18 protein-coding genes are annotated in these 23582 nt (G+C 72.8%); all 18 read right to left on the bottom strand.

The annotated features are described in order from the left end of the window. Positions 1–163: 163 nt before the first annotated feature. A complete protein-coding gene (gene obgE, locus ACIGW2_RS24665; protein WP_361585243.1) occupies positions 164–1603 on the bottom strand; it encodes a GTPase ObgE in 1440 nt (479 codons plus the stop codon). Between the two features lie 115 nt (positions 1604–1718). Further along, on the bottom strand, positions 1719–1973 hold the full coding sequence (gene rpmA / locus ACIGW2_RS24660; protein WP_030494090.1) for a 50S ribosomal protein L27: 255 nt from the start codon (positions 1971–1973) through the stop codon (positions 1719–1721). A 14-nt stretch (positions 1974–1987) separates the two neighbouring features. After that, positions 1988–2308, bottom strand: coding sequence for a 50S ribosomal protein L21 (rplU, locus tag ACIGW2_RS24655; protein WP_265862363.1), 321 nt, complete (start codon positions 2306–2308; stop codon positions 1988–1990). 215 nt (positions 2309–2523) lie between these two features. Then, positions 2524–3444, bottom strand: coding sequence for a UTP--glucose-1-phosphate uridylyltransferase GalU (galU, locus tag ACIGW2_RS24650; protein ID WP_391656462.1), 921 nt, complete (start codon positions 3442–3444; stop codon positions 2524–2526). Positions 3445–3537: 93 nt separating this feature from the next. Next, on the bottom strand, positions 3538–7314 hold the full coding sequence (locus tag ACIGW2_RS24645) for a ribonuclease E/G (RefSeq protein WP_399845878.1): 3777 nt from the start codon (positions 7312–7314) through the stop codon (positions 3538–3540). 234 nt (positions 7315–7548) lie between these two features. Then, positions 7549–8340: a TIGR03936 family radical SAM-associated protein gene (locus tag ACIGW2_RS24640; protein WP_356072153.1), complete on the bottom strand. Its 792-nt coding sequence runs from the start codon at positions 8338–8340 to the stop codon at positions 7549–7551. Positions 8341–8466: 126 nt separating this feature from the next. Then, positions 8467–9642, bottom strand: coding sequence for a hypothetical protein (locus ACIGW2_RS24635; RefSeq protein ID WP_399845876.1), 1176 nt, complete (start codon positions 9640–9642; stop codon positions 8467–8469). Positions 9643–9723: 81 nt separating this feature from the next. Further along, positions 9724–11652: a TIGR03960 family B12-binding radical SAM protein gene (locus ACIGW2_RS24630; RefSeq protein ID WP_356072147.1), complete on the bottom strand. Its 1929-nt coding sequence runs from the start codon at positions 11650–11652 to the stop codon at positions 9724–9726. A 52-nt stretch (positions 11653–11704) separates the two neighbouring features. Next, positions 11705–13258: a CHAD domain-containing protein gene (locus ACIGW2_RS24625; protein ID WP_399845874.1), complete on the bottom strand. Its 1554-nt coding sequence runs from the start codon at positions 13256–13258 to the stop codon at positions 11705–11707. A gap of 19 nt (positions 13259–13277) precedes the next feature. Further along, the gene (rodA, locus tag ACIGW2_RS24620; RefSeq protein ID WP_361585229.1) at positions 13278–14477 is read right to left on the bottom strand and encodes a rod shape-determining protein RodA; all 1200 of its coding nucleotides are present in this window, start codon (positions 14475–14477) and stop codon (positions 13278–13280) included. A 4-nt stretch (positions 14478–14481) separates the two neighbouring features. Further along, on the bottom strand, positions 14482–16722 hold the full coding sequence (gene mrdA, locus ACIGW2_RS24615) for a penicillin-binding protein 2 (RefSeq protein WP_391656466.1): 2241 nt from the start codon (positions 16720–16722) through the stop codon (positions 14482–14484). Positions 16723–16741: 19 nt separating this feature from the next. Continuing rightward, positions 16742–17410: a rod shape-determining protein MreD gene (gene mreD / locus ACIGW2_RS24610; protein ID WP_361585224.1), complete on the bottom strand. Its 669-nt coding sequence runs from the start codon at positions 17408–17410 to the stop codon at positions 16742–16744. Continuing rightward, positions 17407–18486, bottom strand: coding sequence for a rod shape-determining protein MreC (mreC, locus tag ACIGW2_RS24605; RefSeq protein WP_391656467.1), 1080 nt, complete (start codon positions 18484–18486; stop codon positions 17407–17409). Before mreC ends, mreD begins: the two co-directional genes overlap by 4 nt. Before the next feature lie 96 nt (positions 18487–18582). Beyond that, the gene (locus ACIGW2_RS24600) at positions 18583–19602 is read right to left on the bottom strand and encodes a rod shape-determining protein (RefSeq protein WP_019886273.1); all 1020 of its coding nucleotides are present in this window, start codon (positions 19600–19602) and stop codon (positions 18583–18585) included. Between the two features lie 293 nt (positions 19603–19895). Next, on the bottom strand, positions 19896–20309 hold the full coding sequence (ndk, locus tag ACIGW2_RS24595) for a nucleoside-diphosphate kinase (RefSeq protein WP_356072130.1): 414 nt from the start codon (positions 20307–20309) through the stop codon (positions 19896–19898). Between the two features lie 64 nt (positions 20310–20373). After that, complete coding sequence (locus tag ACIGW2_RS24590) at positions 20374–20742, bottom strand: DUF4233 domain-containing protein (protein WP_361585218.1); 369 nt, start codon at positions 20740–20742, stop codon at positions 20374–20376. 9 nt (positions 20743–20751) lie between these two features. Then, complete coding sequence (locus tag ACIGW2_RS24585) at positions 20752–22272, bottom strand: folylpolyglutamate synthase/dihydrofolate synthase family protein (RefSeq protein ID WP_356072124.1); 1521 nt, start codon at positions 22270–22272, stop codon at positions 20752–20754. A gap of 9 nt (positions 22273–22281) precedes the next feature. Beyond that, positions 22282–23493, bottom strand: coding sequence for a sensor histidine kinase (locus ACIGW2_RS24580; protein WP_399845867.1), 1212 nt, complete (start codon positions 23491–23493; stop codon positions 22282–22284). Positions 23494–23582 lie beyond the last annotated feature (89 nt).

Here is a 23582-nt window from a genome sequence, read left to right as displayed (position 1 = left end):
CCGGCGACGCTGCGCCGCCGGGCGCGGGGCCTCCATGCGGTGGGCAGGACCACCCACGGCCGCCCTCGCACCGCTCGGCCCCCAGAGGGCCTCACGGGCATCGGACGACTACGCCGGACTCCGTCCGCCGGACACCACACAGGAACCCCGACGCCCCCAACCCCTAGAACGGGTTGAACTCGTCGAACTCCCGCTGCGCCTCGTCCCGCTCCGCCTGACGGTCCCGGCGACGCTGCGCCGCGGGGCGCGGGGCCTCCATGCGGTGGTCCTCGCCGCGGCGGCCGAGCATTTCGGCGCCGGCGACCATCGAGGGCTCCCAGTCGAAGACGACCGCGTTCTCCTCGGGGCCGATGGCGACGCCGTCACCGGCGCGGGCGCCGGCCTTCATCAGCTCGTCCTCGACGCCGAGGCGGTTGAGGCGGTCGGCGAGGTAGCCGACGGCCTCGTCGTTGTTGAAGTCGGTCTGGCGGACCCAGCGCTCGGGCTTCTCGCCGCGCACCCGGTAGACGTCCTCGTGCTCGTCGTAGGTGACCGTGAAGCCGGCGTCGTCGACCGCCTTCGGGCGGATGACGATGCGGGTCGCCTCCTCCTTCGGCTTGGCCGCGCGGGCCTTGGCGACGATGTCGGCGAGGGCGAAGGAGAGCTCCTTGAGGCCCGTGCGGGCGACCGCGGAGACCTCGAAGACGCGGTAGCCGCGCTCCTCCAGGTCCGGGCGGATCATGTCCGCGAGGTCCTTGCCGTCCGGGATGTCGATCTTGTTGAGGACGACGACGCGCGGGCGGTCGCCGAGGCCGCCGTACTCCTTCAGCTCCTCCTCGATGGCGTCCAGGTCGCTGACCGGGTCCCGGTCGGACTCCAGGGTCGCGGTGTCCAGGACGTGCACCAGCACCGAGCAGCGCTCGACGTGGCGCAGGAATTCCAGGCCCAGTCCGCGGCCCTGGCTGGCGCCGGGGATGAGGCCGGGGACGTCGGCGATGGTGTAGACGGTCGAGCCGGCCGTGACCACGCCGAGGTTCGGGACGAGGGTCGTGAAGGGGTAGTCCGCGATCTTCGGCTTGGCGGCCGAGAGGACGGAGATCAGCGAGGACTTGCCGGCGCTGGGGTAGCCGACGAGCGCCACGTCGGCGACGGTCTTCAGCTCCAGGACGATGTCCTGGAGGTCGCCGGGCTCGCCGAGCAGCGCGAAGCCGGGCGCCTTGCGGCGGGCGGAGGCCAGCGCCGCGTTGCCGAGGCCGCCGCGGCCGCCCTCGGCGGCGACGTACGTGGTGCCGTGGCCCACGAGGTCCGCGAGGACGTTGCCCCGCTTGTCGAGGACGACGGTGCCGTCGGGCACGGCGAGGACCAGGTCCTGGCCGTCCTTGCCGGCGCGGTTGCCGCCCTCGCCGGGCTTGCCGTTGGTGGCCTTGCGGTGCGGGGAGTGGTGGTACTCGAGCAGCGTGGTGACGGACTGGTCGACGGTGAGGATCACGTCGCCGCCACGGCCGCCGTTGCCGCCGTCGGGGCCGCCGAGCGGCTTGAACTTCTCCCGGTGAACGGAGGCGCAGCCGTGGCCTCCGTTACCCGCGGCGACGTGCAGCTCGACGCGGTCCACGAAGGTGGTCATGGGTGGGCCTCCAGAAAGCTAAAGCTATGGGTGGGAATGTCTATCTAGTAACACGCGAAAGGCGGACCCGCTTCCCTTACGGGAAGTGAGGTCCGCCTCCGCCAAGCTGTTCCGATCAGGCGACCGGAACGATGTTCACGACCTTGCGGCCACGGAAGGTGCCGAACTGCACCGAACCGGCCTGCAGGGCGAACAGCGTGTCGTCGCCACCGCGACCGACACCCGAGCCCGGGTGGAAGTGGGTGCCGCGCTGGCGGACCAGGATCTCACCCGCGTTGACGACCTGACCGCCGAAGCGCTTCACGCCGAGCCGCTGGGCGTTGGAGTCGCGACCGTTCCGGGTGGACGATGCGCCCTTCTTGTGTGCCATTGCTCAGTCCCTCTTTACTTCGCGGCCGTCGGGATGGACGTGACCTTGATCGCCGTGTACTGCTGACGGTGACCCTGGCGACGGCGGTAGCCGGTCTTGTTCTTGTAGCGCAGGATGTCGATCTTGGCGCCCTTGGTGTGGTCCACGACCTCGGCCTGGACCTTGATGCCGGCCAGGACCCACGGGTCGCTGGTCACGGCGTCGCCGTCGACGACGAGCAGGGTCGAGAGCTCGACCGTGTCGCCAGCCTTGGCGGTGGAAATCTTGTCAACCTCAACGATGTCGCCGACAGCAACCTTGTGCTGGCGACCACCGCTGCGCACGATGGCGTACACGCGGACTCTCTCTCACTCGGTAAAGGGACCTCTGACGCCAGCCGCCCTGCCCTGACGGGCGGACGGCCTCTCCCGGCACGAGCCGTGAGGAAGGTGCTCAGAGGTGGTGGCGTGCCAGTCGACACGCCGACGGTCTAGGTTACGGGCGGCGCCCGCAGGGGGTCAAATCACGGCCGGACCGCAGGTCAGGCGCGATCGGACGGCTGGGCGGACGTCTAGGCGGAGGTCTCGCCGGACGTCTCGGCGACGAAGCCCTTGAGCCAGGCGCGGAAGTCCGGGCCCAGGTCCTCGCGCTCGCAGGCCAGCCGCACGATGGCGCGCAGGTAGTCGCCGCGGTCGCCGGTGTCGTAGCGGCGGCCCTTGAAGACCACGCCGTGCACCGGGCCGCCGAGGCTCTCGTCCGCGGCCATCTTCTCCAGCGCGTCGGTGAGCTGGATCTCGCCGCCGCGGCCGGGCTCGGTGCCGCTCAGCACGTCGAAGACGGCCGGGTCGAGGACGTAGCGGCCGATGATCGCGTAGTTGCTGGGCGCCTCGGCCGGGTCCGGCTTCTCGACCAGGCCGGTGATGCGGACGACGTCGGCGTCGGCGGACGGCTCGACGGCGGCGCAGCCGTACAGGTGGATCTGGGAGGGCTCGACCTCCATGAGGGCGACGACGCTGCCGCCCTGCTCGGTCAGGACCTCCAGCATCCGGGCGAGCAGCGGGTCGCGCGGGTCGATCAGGTCGTCGCCGAGGAGGACGGCGAAGGGCTCGTCGCCGACGTGCGGCTGCGCGCACAGCACGGCGTGGCCGAGGCCGCGCGGGTCGCCCTGGCGCACGTAGTGCATGGTGGCCAGCTCGCTGGACTCCTGCACCCGGGCCAGGCGCTCCTCGTCGCCCTTGCGGACCAGCGCCTCCTCCAGCTCGTAGTTGCGGTCGAAGTGGTCCTCGAGCGGACGCTTGTTGCGGCCGGTGATCATCAGGACGTCCGACAGTCCCGCCGAGACCGCCTCCTCCACCACGTACTGGATGGCCGGCTTGTCCACGACCGGCAGCATCTCCTTCGGCGTCGCCTTGGTGGCGGGAAGGAAGCGCGTGCCGAGGCCGGCCGCCGGGATGACGGCCTTGCGCACGCGGGGAGCGGGGGTGTTGTTCATCGGGCTGGGTTCCTGATTCCGATCCTGGATGAAGAGCGCGTGGACCGTCCTCGGTCCGAGGACGGTCCACGCGGTGACGCGACGGGGACTGGGTCAGTCCTGCGCGGGGGCGGCGGTCTTCTTCGCCGCCTTCTTGGCGGTCGTCTTCTTCGCCGCGGTCTTCTTGGCCGCCGTCTTCTTGGTGGCGGCCTTCTTCGCCGTGGCCTTCTTGGCGGTCTTGCGGGCCGCCTTCTTGGCCGGGGCGGGGGCCTCGGCGGCCTCCTCGGCGACCGCCTCGCCGGACTGCTCGGCAGCCGGTTCGGCGACGGACTCGGCCGGGGCGGCGGACGTCACGACGACCACCGCGGCCTCCTCGGCACCGGCCGGCGAACCGGCCGGAGCGGTGGCCTTGCGGACCACCCGGCGGCGCGCCCGCGGCGGGGCGGCCACGGGGGCCTCCTCGACGACCGGCTCGGCGACGGGCTCGGCGGGCTGCTCCGCGACCGGCTCGGCCGGGGCGGCCGGGGCCTCCTCGGCGCCGGCCGGCGAACCGGCCGGAGCGGTGGCCTTGCGGGTGGCCCGGCGGCGGGTACGGGGCGCGGGCGCGGCCTCCTCCTCGGCGGCGGGCGCCACGGGCTCCGGCGCCGCGACGGGCTCCTCGGCCTTCGGCTCCTCGACCTTCCGCTCCTTCGGCTCCGGTACGACGACCTCGTAGGTCTCCGTCTCGGTGACCGCCGGCGAGGCGACGGGCGCGGACACCCGGCGGGTGGCCCGGCGCCGGCCGCGACCGCGGGTGGCGGCCGCCTCGGCCTCGGCCGCGCTGCCGTACAGCTCCTCGTCCGCGGCGATCGGCTCGGGCAGCGCCACCGGGGCGGCGAGCTCGGCCGCGACCTCGGCCTCGGTCTCGGCCTCCGGCGCCTCCGCCGTCTCCACGGCCTCGGCGTGCTCGTGCACGTGCTCGGCACCGCCGCGGCCGCGCTTCTTCGCGCGCTTGCCGCCGCCACCGCCGCCGTGCGTGGCCGGCTGCTCCATGTGGACGATGACACCGCGCCCGTTGCAGTGGACGCAGGTCTCGGAGAAGGACTCCAGGAGACCCTGGCCGACCCGCTTGCGGGTCATCTGCACCAGGCCGAGCGAGGTGACCTCGGCCACCTGGTGCTTGGTCCGGTCACGGCCCAGGCACTCCAGGAGGCGGCGCAGCACCAGGTCGCGGTTGGACTCCAGGACCATGTCGATGAAGTCGATGACGACGATGCCGCCGAGGTCGCGCAGCCGCAGCTGGCGCACGATCTCCTCGGCCGCCTCCAGGTTGTTCCGGGTGACGGTCTCCTCGAGGTTGCCGCCCTGGCCGGTGAACTTGCCGGTGTTGACGTCGACGACGACCATCGCCTCGGTCTTGTCGATCACCAGCGAGCCGCCGGACGGCAGCCACACCTTCCGGTCGAGCGCCTTCATCAGCTGCTCGTCGATCCGGTACGTGGCGAAGACGTCGACCTCGCTGGTCCACCGCTGGAGGCGGTCGGCCAGGTCGGGCGCGACGTGCGAGACGTAGCCGTGGATGGTCTCCCAGGCCTCGTCGCCGCTCACGATGACCTTGGAGAAGTCCTCGTTGAAGATGTCGCGGACGACCCGGACGGTCATGTCCGGCTCGCCGTAGAGCAGGCTCGGCGCGGACGTCGAGATCTGGTTGGCCTTCTTCTGGATGTCGGCCCACTGCGCCTGCAGGCGCTCGACGTCACGGCGCAGCTCGTCCTCGCTCGCGCCCTCGGCGGCGGTGCGCACGATGACGCCCGCGTCCTCGGGGACGATCTTCTTGAGGATGGTCTTCAGGCGCGCGCGCTCGGTGTCCGGGAGCTTGCGGCTGATGCCGGTCATCGAGCCCTCGGGCACGTACACGAGGTAGCGGCCCGGCAGGGAGACCTGGCTGGTGAGGCGGGCGCCCTTGTGGCCGATCGGGTCCTTGGTGACCTGCACCAGGACCGACTGGCCGGACTTGAGGGCGGACTCGATGCGGCGCGGCCCGTTGGCCATGCCGAGCGCCTCGAAGTTGACCTCGCCGGCGTACAGGACGGCGTTGCGGCCCTTGCCGATGTCGACGAAGGCGGCCTCCATCGACGGCAGCACGTTCTGGACCTTGCCCAGGTAGACGTTGCCGACGTAGGAGGTGGCCTGCTCCTTGTTGACGTAGTGCTCGACGAGCACGTTGTCTTCCAGGACGCCGATCTGGGTGCGCTCGCCGTTCTGGCGGACGACCATGACGCGCTCGACGGCCTCGCGGCGGGCCAGGAACTCGGCCTCGGTGATGATCGGGACGCGGCGGCGGCCCTGCTCGCGGCCCTCGCGGCGGCGCTGCTTCTTGGCCTCCAGGCGGGTGGAGCCCTTGATGGACTGCACCTCGTCGGAGGGCTCGGACTTCTCGCGGGCCGGGCGGGGCTCGCGAACCTTGACGACCGTGCGGACGCCGTCCTCGTCGGTGGTCTCGGCCTCGACGGCGGAGTCGCCGCTGCGGCGGCGCCGGCGACGGCGGCGGCGGGAGCTGCTGGAGCCGCCCGCGGCGGCCTCGGCCTCGTCGGACTCCTCGCCCTCCTCCTCGGCGCCGGTGTCCTCGGCGTGGAAGTCCTCGCCCTCCTCGGACTCCTCGGTCTCCTCCGTCTCGGCGAGCTCGCCGCGGCGACGGCGGCGGCCACCGCGCCGGCGGCGCCGGGACGGCCGGTCCTCGTACTCGTCGGTCTCCTCGGCCTCGGTCTCGGCCTCCGCCTCGGGGGTGGACTCGACCTCGGGCTCGTCGGCGACGGTGGCCGGGACGGGCTCGACCGCGACGGGCTCGCCGCGGCGGCGGCGCCGGCGGCGGGAGCGCGGGGTCTCCTCGGCCTCGTAGACCTCGGCCGGGGCGGCCTCGACCTCGGTCTCCTCCTCCGGCTCCTCCTCGACGGCCTCGGCCGCGGCCATGGCGGCGGCGGTCTCCGGGGTCTGGAACATCGGCTCGGTGAAGACCGGGGCCTGGAAGACGGCGACGGCCGGGCGGGCGGCGCGGCGGGCGCGCGGGGCCTCCTCGGCCGGGGCGGCGGGTGCGGCCGGGGCGGCCTCGGTGCCGGCGGTGAACTGCGGCGAGGACGCGCGGCGGCGGGTGCGGCCGCGGGTGGCGGCCTGCTCGGCGGCGGCGACCTCGGCGCCGTGCGAGGCGATCTCCTCGACGGTGTCCTCGGGCAGCGCCTCGCCGGAGGTCTCCGCGGCGAGCTCGGCGGCGACGTCCGGGCTCACGGCCTCGGCCGGGGCGGGCGCGGTCGCCTTGCGGGTGGCACGGCGGCGGGTACGGGGCGCCGGGGCGGCCTCCTCGGCCGGCGCGGCCTCGGTCACCGGCTCGGCGGCCGGGGCGGCGCTCTCGGGCGCGGGGGTGGCGGTGGCGCGGGTGGCGCGACGGCGGGTGCGCGGGGCGGGAGCGGCCTCCGGCTCCGGCTCGGCGGCGACGGCCGGCTCCGCGGCGGGAGCCTCGGCCTCGGCGGCGACCGGGGTGGCGGTGGCGCGGGTGGCACGGCGGCGGGTGCGCGGGGCCGGAGCGGCCTCCGGCTCCGGCTCGGCGGCGACGGCCGGCTCCCCGGCGGGAGCCTCGGCCTCGGCCGGGGCGGGGGTGGTCTCGGGCGCGGTGGCCTTGCGGGTGGCGCGGCGGCGGGTACGGGGGGCCGGGGCGGCCTCCTCGGCCGGTGCGGCCTCGGCCACGGGCGCGGCGGCCGGGGCGGCCGTCACGATCTCGGTGGTCTCGGGGGTCTCGGCGGTGGTCCCGGCGGTCACCGGCGGACCGGCCGGCCGGGACGCGGCGCGGCGACGGCGGCGCGGCGGCAGCTTGTCACCGGGGGCGTTGCCGTTCTCGTTCTCTTCGTGCTGTTCGAGCATGCGGGCGGTTCTCCCGTCACGCTCCCGGGCGCCGCGTCCGGTTCCGGTCCGGCGGCACGAACGCGCGTGAAGCGCGGTGCCGCCGTCCGGGGCGCGGGCGCCGCACGGGAGCTCAGTGTCTGGCTCGCCGGTTCCGTACGCCTTCTGCGGACGGCCTGGCGAAAGTCTCCTGGTCGTTGCGCTGCCCGACCCAGGTGGCTCCCGAGTACCAGGGCGGCGCTGCGACGACGCTCCCTACGCGGTACCCGCACCCGGCGCCGTCGCTGAGGCGGTCGCGGCGGCCGTGGGTGAAGCGGCCGTGACTGCCTCGCGGTCGGGCGCGAGCGGGTCGGTCACCGTGCCGGTCTCCTCGTCGAAGAGCCCCTGCGCCAGCCTGGTCACCGCTGCGGGGACCGGCGGCGCCAGGTCGGCCACAGCTCGGAGACCGGACAGGACGTCGTCGGGTCGAACGGCAGGTGTCACGTGCCGAACAACCAGCCGCAGTATCGCACAGGCGCTGTCCAGCGGCCTATCACCCTGGGGATCGCCCTGGGCGGGGGCCGCGGTCAGCTCCACGACGGCACCGCGGGTGTCGAAGGTGCGCAGACCGTTCTTGGTCTTGCGCTGTACTTCCACGGTCTCGGCCGCGAGAAACGCCTCGGCGGCCTTGCGGGCCGTGTCGGCGTCCACGCCGTCGAGCCTCAGCTCCCACACGGAGGCGGTGAGCCGGTCGGCGAGGCCGGAGACGCGGGCCTCGACGGCGTCGACGATGTCGAGGCCGTCGGGCATGGACTCGTCGAGCATGGCCCGCAGCGTCTCGGGGTCGCGGGCCTCGGTGAGGGCGATCTCCAGGTACTCGGCCTCGGAGCCGGTGCCCGTCGGTGCGGCGTTGGCGTACGAGACCTTGGGGTGCGGGGTGAAGCCGGCCGAGTACGCCATGGGCACCTCGGCACGGCGCAGGGCGCGCTCGAAGGCGCGCTGGAAGTCACGGTGGCTGGTGAACCGGAGGCGGCCGCGCTTGGTGTAGCGCAGTCGGATGCGCTGCACCGCCGGTGCGGGCGGCGGGCCTTCGGGCTGTCGCTTGCCCAGTGGTTCTTCTCCTCGGTGCGGGGCGGGCGCGGCCGGCCGCGCCGCCCTCGAAATGCGGGTGGTGTCCCGGGGGACCCGCCCGGCTCACCCCTGCTTGTGCAGGGAGATCTCGGGTGCGGGCGCCGCGCCGGGCACGTTCGTTGTACTACCCAGAGTACGCGCCCCCGCCACCTGCGGTTCCCCGCCCCGGTCCGGTCCGGCCCCGCCGACGAGCGCGCGCCAGGCGTCCTGGCGGGCCCGGCGGACGGTGTCGCGTGCCTGGGCGAGGGCGGTGCCGGTGGCGCGGCCGGCCTGGCGGAGGGCGGTGCGGGCGGGGGTCCAGACGGCGTCGCGGATCCAGTGCCCGACGGGGGTGCAGATCGTGCGGTACGCCCAGGCCAGGGGCAGGGCGACGAGGTGACGGTACGCCCAGGTCAGCGGCCGTACGAGCAGGGTGCGCAGCACCCATCCGACCGCCCGGCCGAAGGCCCGCGACACGAAGCCGGCGGCCCGCCAGCAGATCCCGAGCGCGTCGGCCAGCTCGCGCCCGAGCGGGGCGAGTACCCGGCGCCACAGCCAGGCGGCGGGCCGGGCGATCCCGTAGGTGACGAAGGGCACGAGCACCCACCGCCCGAGGGCCACGAACGGCCAGGCGAGGACGGTCCCGGTCCAGCGGGCGAGCACGGCGATCCCCCGGCCGAGCCGTACGAGGCCCCAGGAGACGCCGTTCCAGATCCCGCCCAGGAACCAGGACAGGCCCCGCCAGACCCCGCCGAAGACCCGGGCGAGCCCCCGGCCGAGGCCGCCGAACACCCAGGCCAGCCCCTGCCCCGTACGGGTGAGCACCCACCCGATCCCCCGGCCCAGCGGCACGAGGACCGCCCCGTACAGCCACACCGCCGGGGTGGCGATCCCGTACCGCCACAGCATCACCAGCGGCCAGGCGAGGGCCCGGCCGAGGCCGGTGAGCAGCCAGGCCAGCCCCTGCCCCGTACGGGTGAGCAGCCACCCGATCCCCCGGCCCAGCGGCACGAGGACCGCGCCGTACAGCCACACGGCCGGGACCACGACCACGTACCGCCACAGCATCACGAAGGGCCAGGCGAGGGCCCGGCCGAGGGGGCGGAGGACGGTGCGGTCGAGGAAGCGGGTGGCGGTGCGCAGGGCGTCCCAGGCGAGGCGGACCGGGAGGACGAGGACCAGGACCACGATCCGGACCGGGATGCGGATCAGGGCGTGCGGGGCGGCAGGCGGAGGCGGCGCCGGGTTTTCCGTGCTCATGACCGGAGGGACGCGGACGGCCCGGCGGAGGGTTCTCCCCTCCGCCGGGCCGTCACCCGATCGCAACGCGGGACCGCGCGGCTACTTCACCACGGTCAGCGGCAGCAGCTTCTTGCCCGTCGGGCCGATCTGGATGTGGGTGTCCATCTGCGGGCAGACGCCGCAGTCGAAGCACGGGGTCCAGCGGCAGTCCTCGACCTCGGTCTCGTCGAGCGCGTCCTGCCAGTCCTCCCAGAGCCAGTCCTTGTCGAGACCGGAGTCCAGGTGGTCCCAGGGCAGGACCTCCTCGTAGGTGCGCTCGCGGGTGGTGTACCAGGCGACGTCCACGCCGAACTCGGGCAGCGTCTTCTCCGCGCACGCCATCCAGCGGTCGTACGAGAAGTGCTCGCGCCAGCCGTCGAAGCGGCCGCCGTCCTCGTACACCGCGCGGATGACCGCGCCGACGCGCCGGTCGCCGCGGGACAGCAGGCCCTCGACGATGCCGGGCTTGCCGTCGTGGTAGCGGAAGCCGATCGAGCGCCCGTACTTCTTGTCGCCGCGGATCTTGTCGCGCAGCTTGGCCAGGCGCTCGTCCGTCTCCTCGGCCGACAGCTGCGGGGCCCACTGGAACGGCGTGTGCGGCTTGGGCACGAAGCCGCCGATGGAGACGGTGCAGCGGATGTCGTTCTGGCCGGAGACCTCGCGGCCCTTGGCGATGACGTTGATCGCCATGTCGGCGATCTGGAGGACGTCCTCGTCGGTCTCGGTGGGCAGGCCGCACATGAAGTACAGCTTCACCTGGCGCCAGCCGTTGCCGTAGGCGGTGGCGACGGTCCGGATCAGGTCCTCTTCCGAGACCATCTTGTTGATGACCTTGCGCATGCGCTCGGAGCCGCCCTCGGGGGCGAAGGTGAGGCCGGAGCGGCGCCCGTTGCGGGTCAGCTCGTTGGCGAGGTCGACGTTGAAGGCGTCCACCCGGGTCGAGGGCAGCGACAGGCCGACCTTCTCGTCCTCGTAGCGGTCGGCGAGGCCCTTGGCGATGTCGGCGATCTCGGAGTGGTCCGCGGAGGACAGCGACAGCAGGCCGACCTCCTCGAAGCCGGTGGCCTTCAGGCCGCGGTCCACCATCTCGCCGATGCCGGTGATGCTTCGCTCCCGCACGGGGCGCGTGATCATGCCGGCCTGGCAGAAGCGGCAGCCGCGGGTGCAGCCGCGGAAGATCTCGACGGACATGCGCTCGTGGACGGTCTCCGCGAGCGGGACGAGCGGCTGCTTGGGGTAGGGCCACTCGTCCAGGTCCATGACGGTGTGCTTGGACACGCGCCACGGCACGCCGGACTTGTTGGGGACGACGCGGCCGATGCGCCCGTCCGGCAGGTACTCGACGTCGTAGAACGCCGGGACGTACACGCCGCCGGTCTTCGCGAGGCGGAAGAGGACCTCCTCGCGGCCGCCGGGCCGGCCCTCGGCCTTCCACTGGCGGATGATCTCGGTCATGTCGAGGACGGCCTGCTCGCCGTCGCCGATGATCGCCGCGTCGATGAAGTCCGCGATCGGCTCGGGGTTGAAGGCGGCGTGGCCGCCGGCGAGCACGATGGGGTGGTCGACGGTCCGGTCCTTCGACTCCAGCGGGATGCCGGCCAGGTCGAGGGCGGTGAGCATGTTGGTGTAGCCGAGCTCGGTGGAGAAGCTCAGGCCGAAGACGTCGAACGCGCCGACCGGGCGGTGGCTGTCCACGGTGAACTGCGGGACGCCGTGCTCGCGCATCAGCGCCTCGAGGTCGGGCCACACGCTGTAGGTGCGCTCGGCGAGGACGCCCTCGCGCTCGTTCAGTACCTCGTAGAGGATCATGACGCCCTGGTTGGGCAGACCGACCTCGTAGGCGTCCGGGTACATGAGCGCCCAGCGGACGTCGGCGGACTCCCACGGCTTGACCGTGGAGTTCAGCTCTCCACCGACGTACTGAATCGGCTTCTGCACGTGCGGGAGCAGAGCTTCGAGCTGCGGGAAGACAGACTCGGCAGCAGACATCTCGAACCTTCGTGAGCTGGCAGGGGGGCGACTCTCAAGCGTACCCCGGTGCTCAGCGGGTCAGCGCCGCCGTGAGTCCGGGGGCCGAGGCGCGGGCCCAGACCGCGGGCAGCTCCCGCTCGGCGGCGGCGGCCGCGGCCTCCTCGCGGCCGTGGAGAAGTCCCCAGGTGAAGGCGGATTCGCCGGCGCCGTGGGCCTGGATCGCGATCTCCCTGAGCGCGGCCCGGGCGACGACGGCGTCCTGGTGTTCGCCGAGGAGGGACTGCACGGCCTTGACGCGTTTGGCGAGCTTCCTGGCGGGCTTGCCGAGGGCGGGGCGGGCCGCGTCGGCGGCGTAGCGGGCGCGCTTGGCGGCCTTGCGCGCCTCGTGGAGGGCGCGGTCGCGTTCCTCGCCGGGGGCGAGGGCGAGGGCGTGCTCGATCCGGCGGGCGAGCCGCTTGTGGTCCTTGCGCACGGCCTTGGCGAGGACCTTGGGGGCGGGGCGGCGGGCGTCCGCGCGCAGCGGCGGGTCGGCGAGGAGGGCGTGGAGGGCGTCGAGGAGGGCGAGGCAGCGCTCGGAGTCGAGGGCGTCCAGGGCCCGGCGCCGGGCGCTCCTGGCGAGTGCGGCGTCCCGGCGGCGCAGCCGGGCGGCGACGGGCCCGAGGGTGAGGTCGGGGGGCAGGTCGGCGACGCGGGCGCGCAGCCGGGCGTCGAGGACCTCCTGGTCGCGGGCGACGCCGAGCTCTCCGGCGAGCCACTTGAGCTCCTCGCCGACGGGGTCGGTGACCTCCCGGTCGAGCACCCGGCGGTAGGTCTTGAAGGCGCTGCGCATCCGGCGGCAGGCGACGCGCATCTGGTGGACGGCGTCGGGCAGCTCGCGGCGGACGGCGGGGTCGAGCGCGACGATCGCCTCGTGCTGTTCGCGTACGTAGGCGAGGACGGCGGCACCGGCGGTGCCGGGTTTCGCGGGGCGGGGCCCGGCGTCGGCTCGGGTGTCGGATCCGGCTCGGGTGTCGGCCTCGGGTCCCGTGCCGGTCTCGGCGAGGGCGCGGGCGAGTTTGGAGGGGGCGGTCGAGGGGTGGATGTCCGCCGTGCGGAGGCATTGCTCGACGGTGTCGAGGAGGGCCGGGTCGTCGACGCCGTCGGCGAGTTCCACCTCGATCTCGGTCCAGTCGGCCGTGGGCCCGTCGGGCAGGCGCTCGGCGCGGACGGTGTCGACGGAGAGCTCGGCGAGCGGACTGCCGTCGGCGGCGAGCAGCCGGCGCACGTCGCGTGCGGAGCGGAGCCGGACGACGGGCACGACCTCGGCGTGCCGGACGCGGGAACGCAGGAGCCCCGCGAGCTCACCCGGGAGGGTGTCGCTCAGCGGGGCCCTGATCTCGTCGCGGACGCCGACCGTGACGGGGAACTTCACGTGCCAGCCGGCGTCGCTGCCGCCGGTGCGGCGGCGGAGGGTGAGGCCGTCGGCGGCGAGCCGGAGGTCGGGGGTGTCGTAGTAGACGGCGTCCAGTTCCATGACGCCGTCGTCGACGACCTCGGCCACCCCGGGGACCCGGGTGAGGTCCGGCAGCGGGCCGCCCGCCGTGGCTTCGTACTTCCGCTCGATCTCGCGCTTGGTCTCGGCCATACCCCGAATCTAACCGCCGTCAGGCGGTCATCGGGCGCTGTACGCGGATCGACTGGAGCAGTCCGATCGCCACCCAGACGGCGAACATCGACGAGCCGCCGTACGAGACGAAGGGCAGCGGCAGGCCCGCCACCGGCATGATGCCGAGCGTCATGCCGATGTTCTCGAAGGACTGGAAGGCGAACCAGGCGATGATGCCGGCGGCGACGATCGTGCCGTACAGCTCGGTGGTCTCGCGGGCGATCCGGCAGGCGCGCCACAGGATGACCCCGAGCAGCACCAGGATGAGCCCGGCGCCGACGAAGCCGAGCTCCTCGCCGGCGACGGTGAAGACGAAGTCGGTCTGCTGCTCGGGCACGAACTGGCCGGTGGTCTGGGAGCCCTTGAACAGCCCGGCGCCGAGCAGGCCGCCGGAGCCGATGGCGATGCGGGCCTGGTTGGTGTTGTAGCCGACGCCGGCCGGGTCGAGGTCGGGGTTGGCGAAGGCGGCGAAGCGGTTGATCTGGTACTCGTCGAGCATGCCGAGCGTGGTGACCAGGACCGCGCCGAGGACGCCCGCGCCGATCAGGCCGAGGACCCAGCGGTTGGAGGCGCCGGAGGCGAGCAGCACGCCGAGCACGATGACGGCCATGACCATGACCGAGCCGAGGTCGGGCATCAGCATGACGATGCCCATGGGCAGGGCGGCGAGGCCGAGCGCCTTGGCGACGGTGCGGTGGTCGGGGTGGAGCTGGTCGCCGGCGTCGACCTTGGCGGCCAGCAGCATCGCCATCACCAGGATGATGGTGATCTTCACGAACTCGCTGGGCTGGAGCGAGAAGCCGCCGCCGACCACGATCCACGCGTGGGCGCCGTTGATGGTGGCGCCGAGCGGGGTGAGGACGGCGAGGATCAGCAGGATCGAGAGGCCGTAGAGGAACGGCACGGCCCCGCGCAGGGTGCGGTGGCCGAGCCAGACCGTGCCGATCATCAGGGCGAGCCCGATGCCGGTGTTGAGGACGTGCCGGAAGAGGAAGTAGTACGGGTCGCCCTGGTTCAGCTCGGTGCGGCCGCGGGTCGCGGACCACACGAGCAGCGAGCCGAGGAAGGACAGCGCGAGCGCCGACAGCAGCATCGGCCAGTCGAGCCGGCGCAGCACCGAGTCGCGGGCGGTGAGCCGGGCGAGGGCGCCGCGCTCGGGGGCGTAGCGGGAGACGGAGAAGCCGTGGGGTGCGCTCATCGGGTCAGAGCCTCCCTCGGTGGGTGGGGGGCGGGCCCGCGAGCGGGTCGTCGTCGGGCTTCTTCGCCGGGTCGGCCGGCGGGGCGGGCGGCTGGGTGCCGTCCGCGAGGGCCTTCTCCGGGTCGACCTTGCCGGCCTCGGGGTCGTACGGCTGGATCTTCGGCGCGTCGATGGAGCCGTCGGCCTCGATCTTCGGCAGCGCCTTCTGCGGCTGCGGGAGCAGGGCGCGCTTGAGGTCCTGCTTGCCGGAGTCGTCGAGTCCGTAGAGCGCGTCGTAGATGTTGCGCACGGCGGGGCCGGAGGCGCCGGAGCCCGTACCACCCTGGGAGATCGTCATGACGATCGCGTAGTCCCTGGTGTACGTGGCGAACCAGGAGGTCGTCTGCTTGCCGTAGACCTCGGCGGTACCCGTCTTGGCGTGCATCGGGATCTTGTCCTGCGGCCAGCCGCCGAAGCGCCAGGCGGCCGTACCGCGGGTGGCGACTCCCGCGAGGGCTTCGTCTATCAAGTCGCGGGTCTTGGCGTCGAAGGGCAGCCGGCCGTGCGACTTGGGCGCGATCTCGCGGACGTTCTTGCCGTCGGCGCTGATGACGGCCTTGCCGACGGTGGGGTTCCACAGGGTGCCGCCGTTGGAGATGGCGGCGTAGATGGTGGCCATCTGGATGGGGGTGACGAGGGTGTCGCCCTGGCCGATGGAGTAGTTGACGGAGTCACCGGCGCGCATCAGGTTGCCTTCGAGGCAGTTCTCGTACGACAGCTGCTGGACGTAGGTGCCGCCCTTCTTGCCGTTCTTGCACCACCAGTCCTTGTTGGCCTCCCAGAACTTCTGCTTCCACTGGCGGTCCGGGACGCGGCCGCTGACCTCGTTGGGGAGGTCGATGCCGGTCTCGGCGCCGAGGCCGAACTGATGGGCCGTCTTGTAGAACCAGTCGCCCGGGTTCTTCTTCGGCTTCATCCCGCCGTCCTTGATCCACTGCTGGTGGGAGAGGGCGTAGAAGACGGTGTCGCAGGAGACTTCGAGGGCGCGGCCGAGGCTGATGGGGCCGTGGTTCTGCGACTCGAAGTTCTTGAAGACCTGGTTGCCGATGGAGTACGAGCTGCCGCACTGGTAGCGGCCGTCGAAGTCGTAGCCGGCGTTGACGGCGGCGGTGGTCGAGACGACCTTGAAGATGGAGCCGGGGGCGGCCTGGCCCTGGATGGCGCGGTTGAGCAGCGGGAAGTTGGAGTCCTTGCCGGTGAGGGCGGCGTAGTCCTTGGCGGAGATGCCGCCGACCCAGGCGTTGGGGTCGTAGTCGGGCTGGGAGGCCATGGCGACGATGCGCCCGGTCTTGGCCTCCATGACGACGACGGCTCCGGCGTCGGCCTTGTAGTTCTCGTTGGTGTTCTTGTCGAAGGTCTTGCGGGCCTCGACCATCGCGTTGTGCAGCTCCCACTCGGCGACCGCCTGGACGCGGGCGTCGATGGAGGTGACCACGTTGGCGCCGGGCACGGCGGGGTCGGCCTTGGCCTGGCCGATGACCCGGCCGAGGTTGTCGACCTCGTAGCGGGTGACGCCGGCCTTGCCGCGCAGCTCCTTGTCGTAGGTGCGTTCCAGGCCGGAGCGGCCGACCTGGTCGGAGCGCAGGTAGGGCGAATCGGTGTCCTTGGCCTTGGTGATCTCCTCGTCGGTGACGGGCGAGAGGTAGCCGAGGACCTGGGAGGTGCGGGCCTTGCCGGGGGCCGGGTAGCGGCGGACGGCGGCGGGTTCGGCGGTGATGCCGGGGAAGTCCTCGGCGCGCTCGCGGATCTGCAGGGCCTGCTGGGTGGTGGCCTCGTCGGTGACCGGGATCGGCTGGTAGGGCGAGCCGTTCCAGCAGGGCTTGGGGGTCTTGGAGTCGCAGAGCCGGATCTTGTTGACCACGTCCTCGGGCTTCATGCCGAGGACGCCGGCCAGGCGGGTGAGGACGCCCTTGCCGTCGTCCTTCATCTTCATCAGCTCGGTGCGCGAGGCGGAGACCACGAGCCGGGTCTCGTTGTCGGCCAGCGGCACGCCGCGGGCGTCCAGGATGGAGCCGCGGACGGCGGGCTGGACGACCTGCTGGACGTGGTTGTTCTTGGCCTCGTCCGTGTACTCCTTGCCGTTGCGGATCTGGAGGTACCAGAGGCGTCCGCCGAGGGTGAAGAGCAGTGAGAAGACGAGGACCTGGATGACGACGAGCCGGATCTGGACCCGGGGGGTCCGCCCGGTCTCGGGGATGTTGCTCATGCTGCGGCTTCCCCCTGGGTCACAGTCGCTTGACTCCCTTGATGCGTCCGGCGCGTGAGGCGCGGGTGCGGGCGGCCTTGACGCGCAGTCCGCCGCGCTGGGTGCCGATCCGCAGGCCGGTGCCGGAGGACAGCCAGCCGGAGGCGACGTCGGCGCCGCTGCCGCCGTTGGTGTCGGCCAGCGGGTCGTTCTCCGCGCGCCGGGCGATCGCCATGATGAGCGGCACCGTGAAGGGCGCGAGGAGCAGGTCGTAGAGGGCCGCGGTGAACAACAGGAAGCCCAGGCCGACATGGCGGGCGGCGGTGTCGCCGACCAGGGCGCCGACGCCCGCGTAGAGCAGGGTGGAGCCGAGCGCGGCGACGACGACCACGGTCATCGGGCCGGTGGCGGACTTGAGCCGGCCGTTCTCGGGCTTGGCCAGGCCGCACAGGTAGCCGACGACGCACAGCACGAGGGCGTAGCGCCCGGCGGCGTGGTCGGCGGGCGGCGCGAGGTCGGCGAGCAGTCCGGCGGTGAAGCCGACGAGCGCGCCGGTGACGTGCCCGTGCACGAGGGCGAGGGCGACGACGGTGAGCAGGACGAGGTCGGGGACGGCGCCGGGGAGCTGGAGCCGGGCGAGGACGGAGACCTGGACGACGAGGGCGACGACGATCAGGGCCGCGGAGAGGAGGATGCGGTTGATCTTCACGGTGTCTCCCCCTGGTCCTGCGGCTGCTGCTGGTCCGGCTGGTCGGCCGGTTTCTGCGGGTCGGCCGGGGCCGCCGGGTCCTGCGGCGCGGCCGGGCCCTGCGGATCGGCCGGCCGCACGCCCTGCTGCTGCGGCTGGTTCTGGTTGCCGCCCGGCTGCTGCTGCCCGTCCGGGGGCGGCGGGGTCACCGTGACGGTGACGGTCGGGGCGGGCTTGGGCTTCTGCGGCAGGACCATGTCGCGCGGGTCGGTGCGCGGGGCCTGGACGACGACGCCGACGATGTCGAGCTTGGTGAAGCCGACGTACGGGCGGACGTAGACGTTGCGGGTGAGGCCGCCGCCCGAGGGGTCGACGCGGACCACCTCGCCGACCGGCACGCCGGGCACGAAGGGCTTGTCGGCCTGCGAGCCGAAGGTGACGAGCCGGTCGCCGGGCTTGACCTTGGCCTTGCCGTTGAGCAGCTGCACGAGCAGCGGGCGGTCGCCCTGGCCGGTGGCGAAGCCGAGTTCGTCGGTCTTCTCCATGCGGGTGCCGACGGTGAAGTCGGGGTCGTTGGCGAGCAGCACGGTGGAGGTGCTGGGGCCGACGGTGGTGACCCGGCCGACCAGGCCCGAGCCGTTGAGCACGGTCATGTCGCGGCGGATGCCGTCGCGGGCGCCGACGTCGATGGTGACCGTCCAGGAGAAGCCCTGGGCCGCTCCTATGGCGATGACCTCGGCGCCCTTGATGCCGTACTGCCCGGCGCCTGCGGTCTTCAGCATGGCGTCGAGCTCGCGCAGCCGGCTGCGGTTGCGGTCGTCGCTGCCGAGCTTCGCCTTGAGGGCGGCGTTCTCCTGCTCCAGGGCGGCGATCCGGTCGTGCCGCTCGCCGGAGTCGCGGACCGCCCCTATGGCGTTGCCGATCGGGTCGACCGCCGAGGCGACTCCGTTCTCGACGGGGCCGAAGACCGCGGCCGCGGCCTGTCGGGCACCGTCGACCGGCGACTCCTGGCCTCCTCGGATGTCCACCGTGATCAGTGCGAACGCGATGGCGATCAGCAGCACCAGGAGCAGCCGGCTCTCTCGTGTGTCCCTCACGTGCGGCGGCCGTGCCCTTCCTCGAAACGACGGGATGTGACGGGGTGTGAAGATGGAGTTGTACGGGTGGGGGTGCGGGCGCGGGCGCGCCGCGGGTCAGCGGCGCGGCTGGGCGTCCAGGACCTGCTGGAGCGCCTCGAACTCCTCGACGCACTTGCCGGAGCCGAGGGCCACGGAGTCCAGCGGGTCCTCGGCGATGTGGATCGGCATGCCCGTCTCGCGGCGGAGCCGCTCGTCGAGGCCGCGCAGCAGGGCGCCGCCACCGGTGAGAACGATGCCGCGGTCCATGACGTCACCGGAGAGCTCCGGCGGGCACTTGTCGAGGGTGGTCTTGACCGCGTCGACGATCGCGTTGACCGGCTCCTCGATGGCCTTGCGGACCTCGGCGGCGGAGATGACCACGGTCTTGGGCAGGCCGGAGACCAGGTCGCGGCCGCGGATCTCGGTGTGCTCGTCCTGTTCGAGGTCGTAGGCCGAGCCGATGGTGATCTTGATCTGCTCGGCGGTGCGCTCACCGAGGAGGAGCGAGTACTCCTTCTTGATGTGCTGGATGATCGCGTTGTCCAGCTCGTCGCCGGCCACCCGGATGGACTGTGCCGTGACGATTCCGCCGAGGGAGATGACGGCCACCTCGGTGGTGCCGCCGCCGATGTCGACGACCATGTTGCCGGTGGCCTCGTGGACCGGGAGGCCCGAGCCGATGGCCGCGGCCATCGGCTCCTCGATGATGTGCACCTGGCGGGCGCCGGCCTGGGTGGAGGCCTCGATGACGGCACGGCGCTCCACTCCGGTGATGCCGGAGGGCACGCAGACGACGACCCGGGGGCGGGCCAGGTAGCGGCGCTTGTGGATCTTGAGGATGAAGTAGCGGAGCATCCGCTCCGTGATCTCGAAGTCGGCGATCACGCCGTCCTTGAGCGGACGGACGGCGACGATGTTGCCGGGCGTCCGGCCGATCATCTTCTTCGCCTCGGCACCGACCGCGAGGATGCCGCCGGTGTTGGTGTTGATCGCGACGACGGACGGCTCGTTCAGAACGATGCCTCGACCCCTGACGTACACCAGCGTGTTGGCGGTCCCGAGGTCGACAGCCATGTCACGGCCGATGAACGACATTGAGTTCCCCTTGTTTCCCATGAGGATGCGTCGGGCCTTCCCTAGCGGAGCGTTGACGGCTTCTCAGGTCGGCGAGGTGGTGGCTGAAGGTGGTACGGCGTGGAGTTTTCCATCGTAGTGCCGCCCGCACGGATACCGCGCGGCGGACCGCCCCAGTCCACCTCTGTACAGGTGACGGTTGGACGCGGCGATCCGTTCCCGGGATCGGCGTTCATATGCCTGGGGGCGACCGAATTCCTTCGGTCGCCCCCAGGCCGTGACGCTGATCGGATGACACCCGGTCAGCGGAGGGTTCAGACGAGACCCGGGAAGAAGATCTTCAGCTCACGGGCGGCGGACTCCTCGGAGTCCGAGGCGTGGATCAGGTTCTCGCGGACGATGGTGCCGAAGTCGCCCCGGATGGAGCCGGGCGCGGCGGCGATCGGGTCGGTCGGGCCGGCCAGGGTGCGCAGGCCCTCGATGACCCGCTCGCCCTCGACGACCAGCGCGACGACCGGGCCGGACTGCATGAAGCCCATCAGCGGCTCGTAGAAGGGCTTGCCCTTGTGCTCGCCGTAGTGCTGCTCCAGCGTCTCCTCGCTGAGCTCGCGCAGCTCCAGGGCCGTGATGGTCCAGCCCGCCTTGCGCTCGATACGGCCGATGATCTCGCCGATCAGACCACGGCGGACGGCGTCGGGCTTGAGCAGGACGAGCGATCGCTGGCTCACGGAAGAACTCCTTCAGACAACAGTGTGCGGGCGTACGAATCTACAGGGCCCCGGCCGGGGCCGATCACGCAGCGTCAGGCCCTGCGGAGACCGGTTCGGCCGCCTGGCGGGCCGCCCAGTCGGCCTTCACCCGGTCGATCCGGCGCCCGTAGTGCACCGAGGCCCACCACAGCACGGCGAAGACCGCGCCGAGGAAGAACATCACCGGCACGAAGAAGCCGCTGGCGATGAGCGCGATCTGCAGGGCCCAGCCGAGCTGCACGCCGCCCGGACGGGTGATCATCCCGCACAGCAGCACCGACAGGACCATCGCGATCCCGCAGACCCACCACACGGTCGACATCGCCAGCGTGTCGTCCTTCATGGCGACCAGCCCGGCGAAGCCGATGACGAAGAACTCGCCGATCAGCGTCGAGGAACACAGCACCCGCATGGCTCCGCCTCAGCCCCTCTTGAGCAGCAGCCGGGCGTCGCCGACCGTGAAGATCGAACCGGTCACGAGGACTCCCGCGCCCGCGTACTCGCCCTCTTCCTCGGCGAGGGTGATCGCCGTCTCCAGGGCGTCGTCCAGGCGCGGCTCGACCACCACCCGGTCCTCGCCGAAGACCTCGACCGCGAGCGCGGCGAGCGCGTCGACGTCGGTGGCCCGCGGGTTGGAGTTCGCGGTGATCACGACCTCCGCGAAGATCGGCTCGAAGGCCTCCAGGAGGCCCTTGGCGTCCTTGTCGGCGCTGGTGGACACCACGCCGATGAGCCGGGAGAAGCCGAAGGCCTCGCTGACCCCCTCGGCGGTGGCGCGGGCGCCGTGCGGGTTGTGCGCGGCGTCCAGGATCACCGTCGGGGACTTGCGCACGACCTCAAGCCGGCCCGGCGAGGCCACCTGGGCGAAGGCCCGGCGGACCGTGTCGACGTCGAGGGTCCGGGCGTGCTGCGCGCCGATGCCGAAGAAGGCCTCGACGGCGGCGAGCGCCACGGCCGCGTTGTGCGCCTGGTGCGCGCCGTGCAGCGGCAGGAACACCTCGTCGTACTCGCCGCCGAGGCCGCGCAGGGTGAGCAGCTGCCCGCCGACCGCGATCTCGCGGGAGACGACGCCGAACTCCATGCCCTCGCGGGCCACGGTGGCGTCCACGTCGACGGCCTTCTTCAGGAGCACCTGGGCCGCGTCGACCGGCTGCTGGGCCAGGATCACGGTCGCGCCCTGCTTGATGATCCCGGACTTCTCGCCGGCGATCTCGGCGGTCGTCCCGCCGAGCCGGTCGGTGTGGTCGAGGTCGATCGGGGTGACGACGGCGACGGAGCCGTCGATGACGTTGGTCGCGTCCCAGGTGCCGCCCATGCCGACCTCGACCACGGCCGCGTCGACCGGGGCGTCGGCGAAGGCCGCGTACGCCATTGCGGTGAGCACCTCGAAGAAGGAGAGCCGGTACTCCTCACGGGCGTCGACCAGCTCCACGTACGGCGCGATGTCCCGGTAGGTCTCGACGAAGCGCTCCGGGTCGATCGGGGCGCCGTCCAGGCTGATGCGCTCGGTGATGGTCTGCACGTGCGGCGAGGTGTAGCGGCCGGTGCGCAGGTCGAAGGCGCCGAGCAGGGCCTCGATCATCCGGGCGGTGGAGGTCTTGCCGTTGGTGCCGGTGATGTGGATCGACGGGTACGCGCGCTGCGGCTCGCCGAGCACGTCCATCAGCGCGGCGATCCGCTTGACGGAGGGCTCCAGCTTGGTCTCGCCCCAGCGGGTGGACAGCTCGGTCTCGACCTCGCGCAGCGCCTTGTCGACCTCGGGGTCGGCCGGCCGGGCCGGCACCGGGTCGCCCTGCGGCGGGCCGCCCATGGTGCGCAGGGTGCGGCTGCCGGCCTCGATCACCGCCAGGTCCGGGTCACGGTGGGTCTCGTTGTCGACGATGTCGTCGAACAGCTCGTCGCTGGCATCGCGCGGGTCGGTCGGGTCGCTCGGCTCACTCACGCGTCCAGTCTACGGAGCGCCGCCGACAGCACCCGACGGGGCCGCCGCGCCGCGCGGGCGCGCGGCGCGGTGGCTCTGGCCGAGGCCGGCCGGCAGGGTCGCGCGGACCACGTAGGCGCCGTGCTCGCGGCGGGCGGTGAGCGTGCCGCCCATGCTGGTGACCCGCTCGGCCATGGAGACCAGGCCGGTGCCGGTGGAGACGGGGGCGCGGTCGGGCGGGGCCGGGGCGAGCGGGTTGCGCACCTCGACGCGGAGCTCGGGGCCCTCGACCGTGATCGTGACGGTGACCGGGAGGCCCGGGGCGTGCTTGGCGGCGTTGGTCAGGCACTCGCGGACCACCCGGTGGACGGCCGTCTGGCGCAGCGGCGACAGGGCCTTCGCCTCCTCGGCGACCTCCAGGTGTACCGGGCTGCCGATCCGCCCGCTCTCCTCGGCGAGCGCGGCGAGTCCGTCGAGCCCGGGCGCGGCGCACTCGTCGGCGCGCCGCACGAGGGTCTCGTTGAGCGTCCGGTGGGCCCGCCGTGCGGTGTCGGCGAGCTCCTCGAAGTCCTTCCGGTACGCCTCTCCCCCGGCGTCCCGCCCGGCCCGGGCGGCCAGCACCTCGGCCCGCACGGCGAGCACCGTGAGCTCGCGGCCGACCAGGTCGTGGACGTCCCGGCCGACCGAGATCCGCTCCTCCTGGACGGCCTGCCGGGCGGCGGCCTCGCGGCGCTCGGCCTCCAGGGCGCGCACCAGGTCGTGGCGGTAGGCGGCGATGCCGACACCGGCCGCGAGGACGCCGATGGGGACCACCAGGCTGAGGAAGTCGCTGAGCGCCTCGCCGTGCCGGGCGGGCCAGCCGGGCGTCTGGAAGTACGCGTAGGCGGCGGCCACGTACAGCAGGGTGGCGAGCACGGCCGTGCGCCGGCCCCGGAAGCGCCCGAGCGAGTACAACGCGAACTGGATCATCGTCAGCTCGTGCAGCCAGCCCATCAGGACGAGCGCCACCGCGAACGGCACCCAGGGCGCCCGGCGGCGCAGCACCAGGGTGGCGGCGCCGGCGGCGAGGACCAGGGTGGCGGTGACCCCGGTGAGCGAGTTGTCCGCGCGGGCCAGCCCCGGCACGTCGAGCACCATCAGGCCGAAGGCGCTCAGCGCGGCGACCAGGTCCATGGCGCGGGGCGACACCGCCCACCGGTCCGCGCAGCGGCGCAGCGCGGACGGGGCGGGAAGGGGAAGCATGCGTTCCATCATCCCGGGTCCTTCGTCCCGCCGCCGAGGACCCGAAGTCCCGCCCGGTGTGACATCGGGCACTTACGACGGAAATGCGC

The sequence above is a fragment of the Streptomyces sp. NPDC053541 genome, from assembly GCF_044544705.1.
In the GTDB taxonomy this organism is placed as follows: domain Bacteria; phylum Actinomycetota; class Actinomycetes; order Streptomycetales; family Streptomycetaceae; genus Streptomyces.
Note: the sequence above shows the minus strand (reverse complement) of the source record. Positions and strands in the feature narration are given on the sequence as shown.

What these genes read in the sequence shown, in the direction of transcription:
- rpmA (WP_030494090.1), bottom strand. Translation starts at nt 1,973, where the DNA reads ATGGCACACAAGAAGGGCGCATCGTCCACCCGGAACGGTCGCGACTCC.
- obgE (WP_361585243.1), bottom strand. Translation starts at nt 1,603, where the DNA reads ATGACCACCTTCGTGGACCGCGTCGAGCTGCACGTCGCCGCGGGTAAC.
- ACIGW2_RS24625 (WP_399845874.1), bottom strand. Translation starts at nt 13,258, where the DNA reads ATGGCCGAGACCAAGCGCGAGATCGAGCGGAAGTACGAAGCCACGGCG.
- mrdA (WP_391656466.1), bottom strand. Translation starts at nt 16,722, where the DNA reads ATGAGCAACATCCCCGAGACCGGGCGGACCCCCCGGGTCCAGATCCGG.
- ACIGW2_RS24635 (WP_399845876.1), bottom strand. Translation starts at nt 9,642, where the DNA reads ATGAGCACGGAAAACCCGGCGCCGCCTCCGCCTGCCGCCCCGCACGCC.
- ACIGW2_RS24600 (WP_019886273.1), bottom strand. Translation starts at nt 19,602, where the DNA reads ATGTCGTTCATCGGCCGTGACATGGCTGTCGACCTCGGGACCGCCAAC.
- ACIGW2_RS24645 (WP_399845878.1), bottom strand. Translation starts at nt 7,314, where the DNA reads ATGCTCGAACAGCACGAAGAGAACGAGAACGGCAACGCCCCCGGTGAC.
- galU (WP_391656462.1), bottom strand. Translation starts at nt 3,444, where the DNA reads ATGAACAACACCCCCGCTCCCCGCGTGCGCAAGGCCGTCATCCCGGCG.
- ACIGW2_RS24590 (WP_361585218.1), bottom strand. Translation starts at nt 20,742, where the DNA reads ATGCGGGTGCTGTGTTCCTCGACGCTGATCGGCGAGTTCTTCGTCATC.
- ACIGW2_RS24580 (WP_399845867.1), bottom strand. Translation starts at nt 23,493, where the DNA reads ATGCTTCCCCTTCCCGCCCCGTCCGCGCTGCGCCGCTGCGCGGACCGG.
- rodA (WP_361585229.1), bottom strand. Translation starts at nt 14,477, where the DNA reads ATGAGCGCACCCCACGGCTTCTCCGTCTCCCGCTACGCCCCCGAGCGC.
- ACIGW2_RS24630 (WP_356072147.1), bottom strand. Translation starts at nt 11,652, where the DNA reads ATGTCTGCTGCCGAGTCTGTCTTCCCGCAGCTCGAAGCTCTGCTCCCG.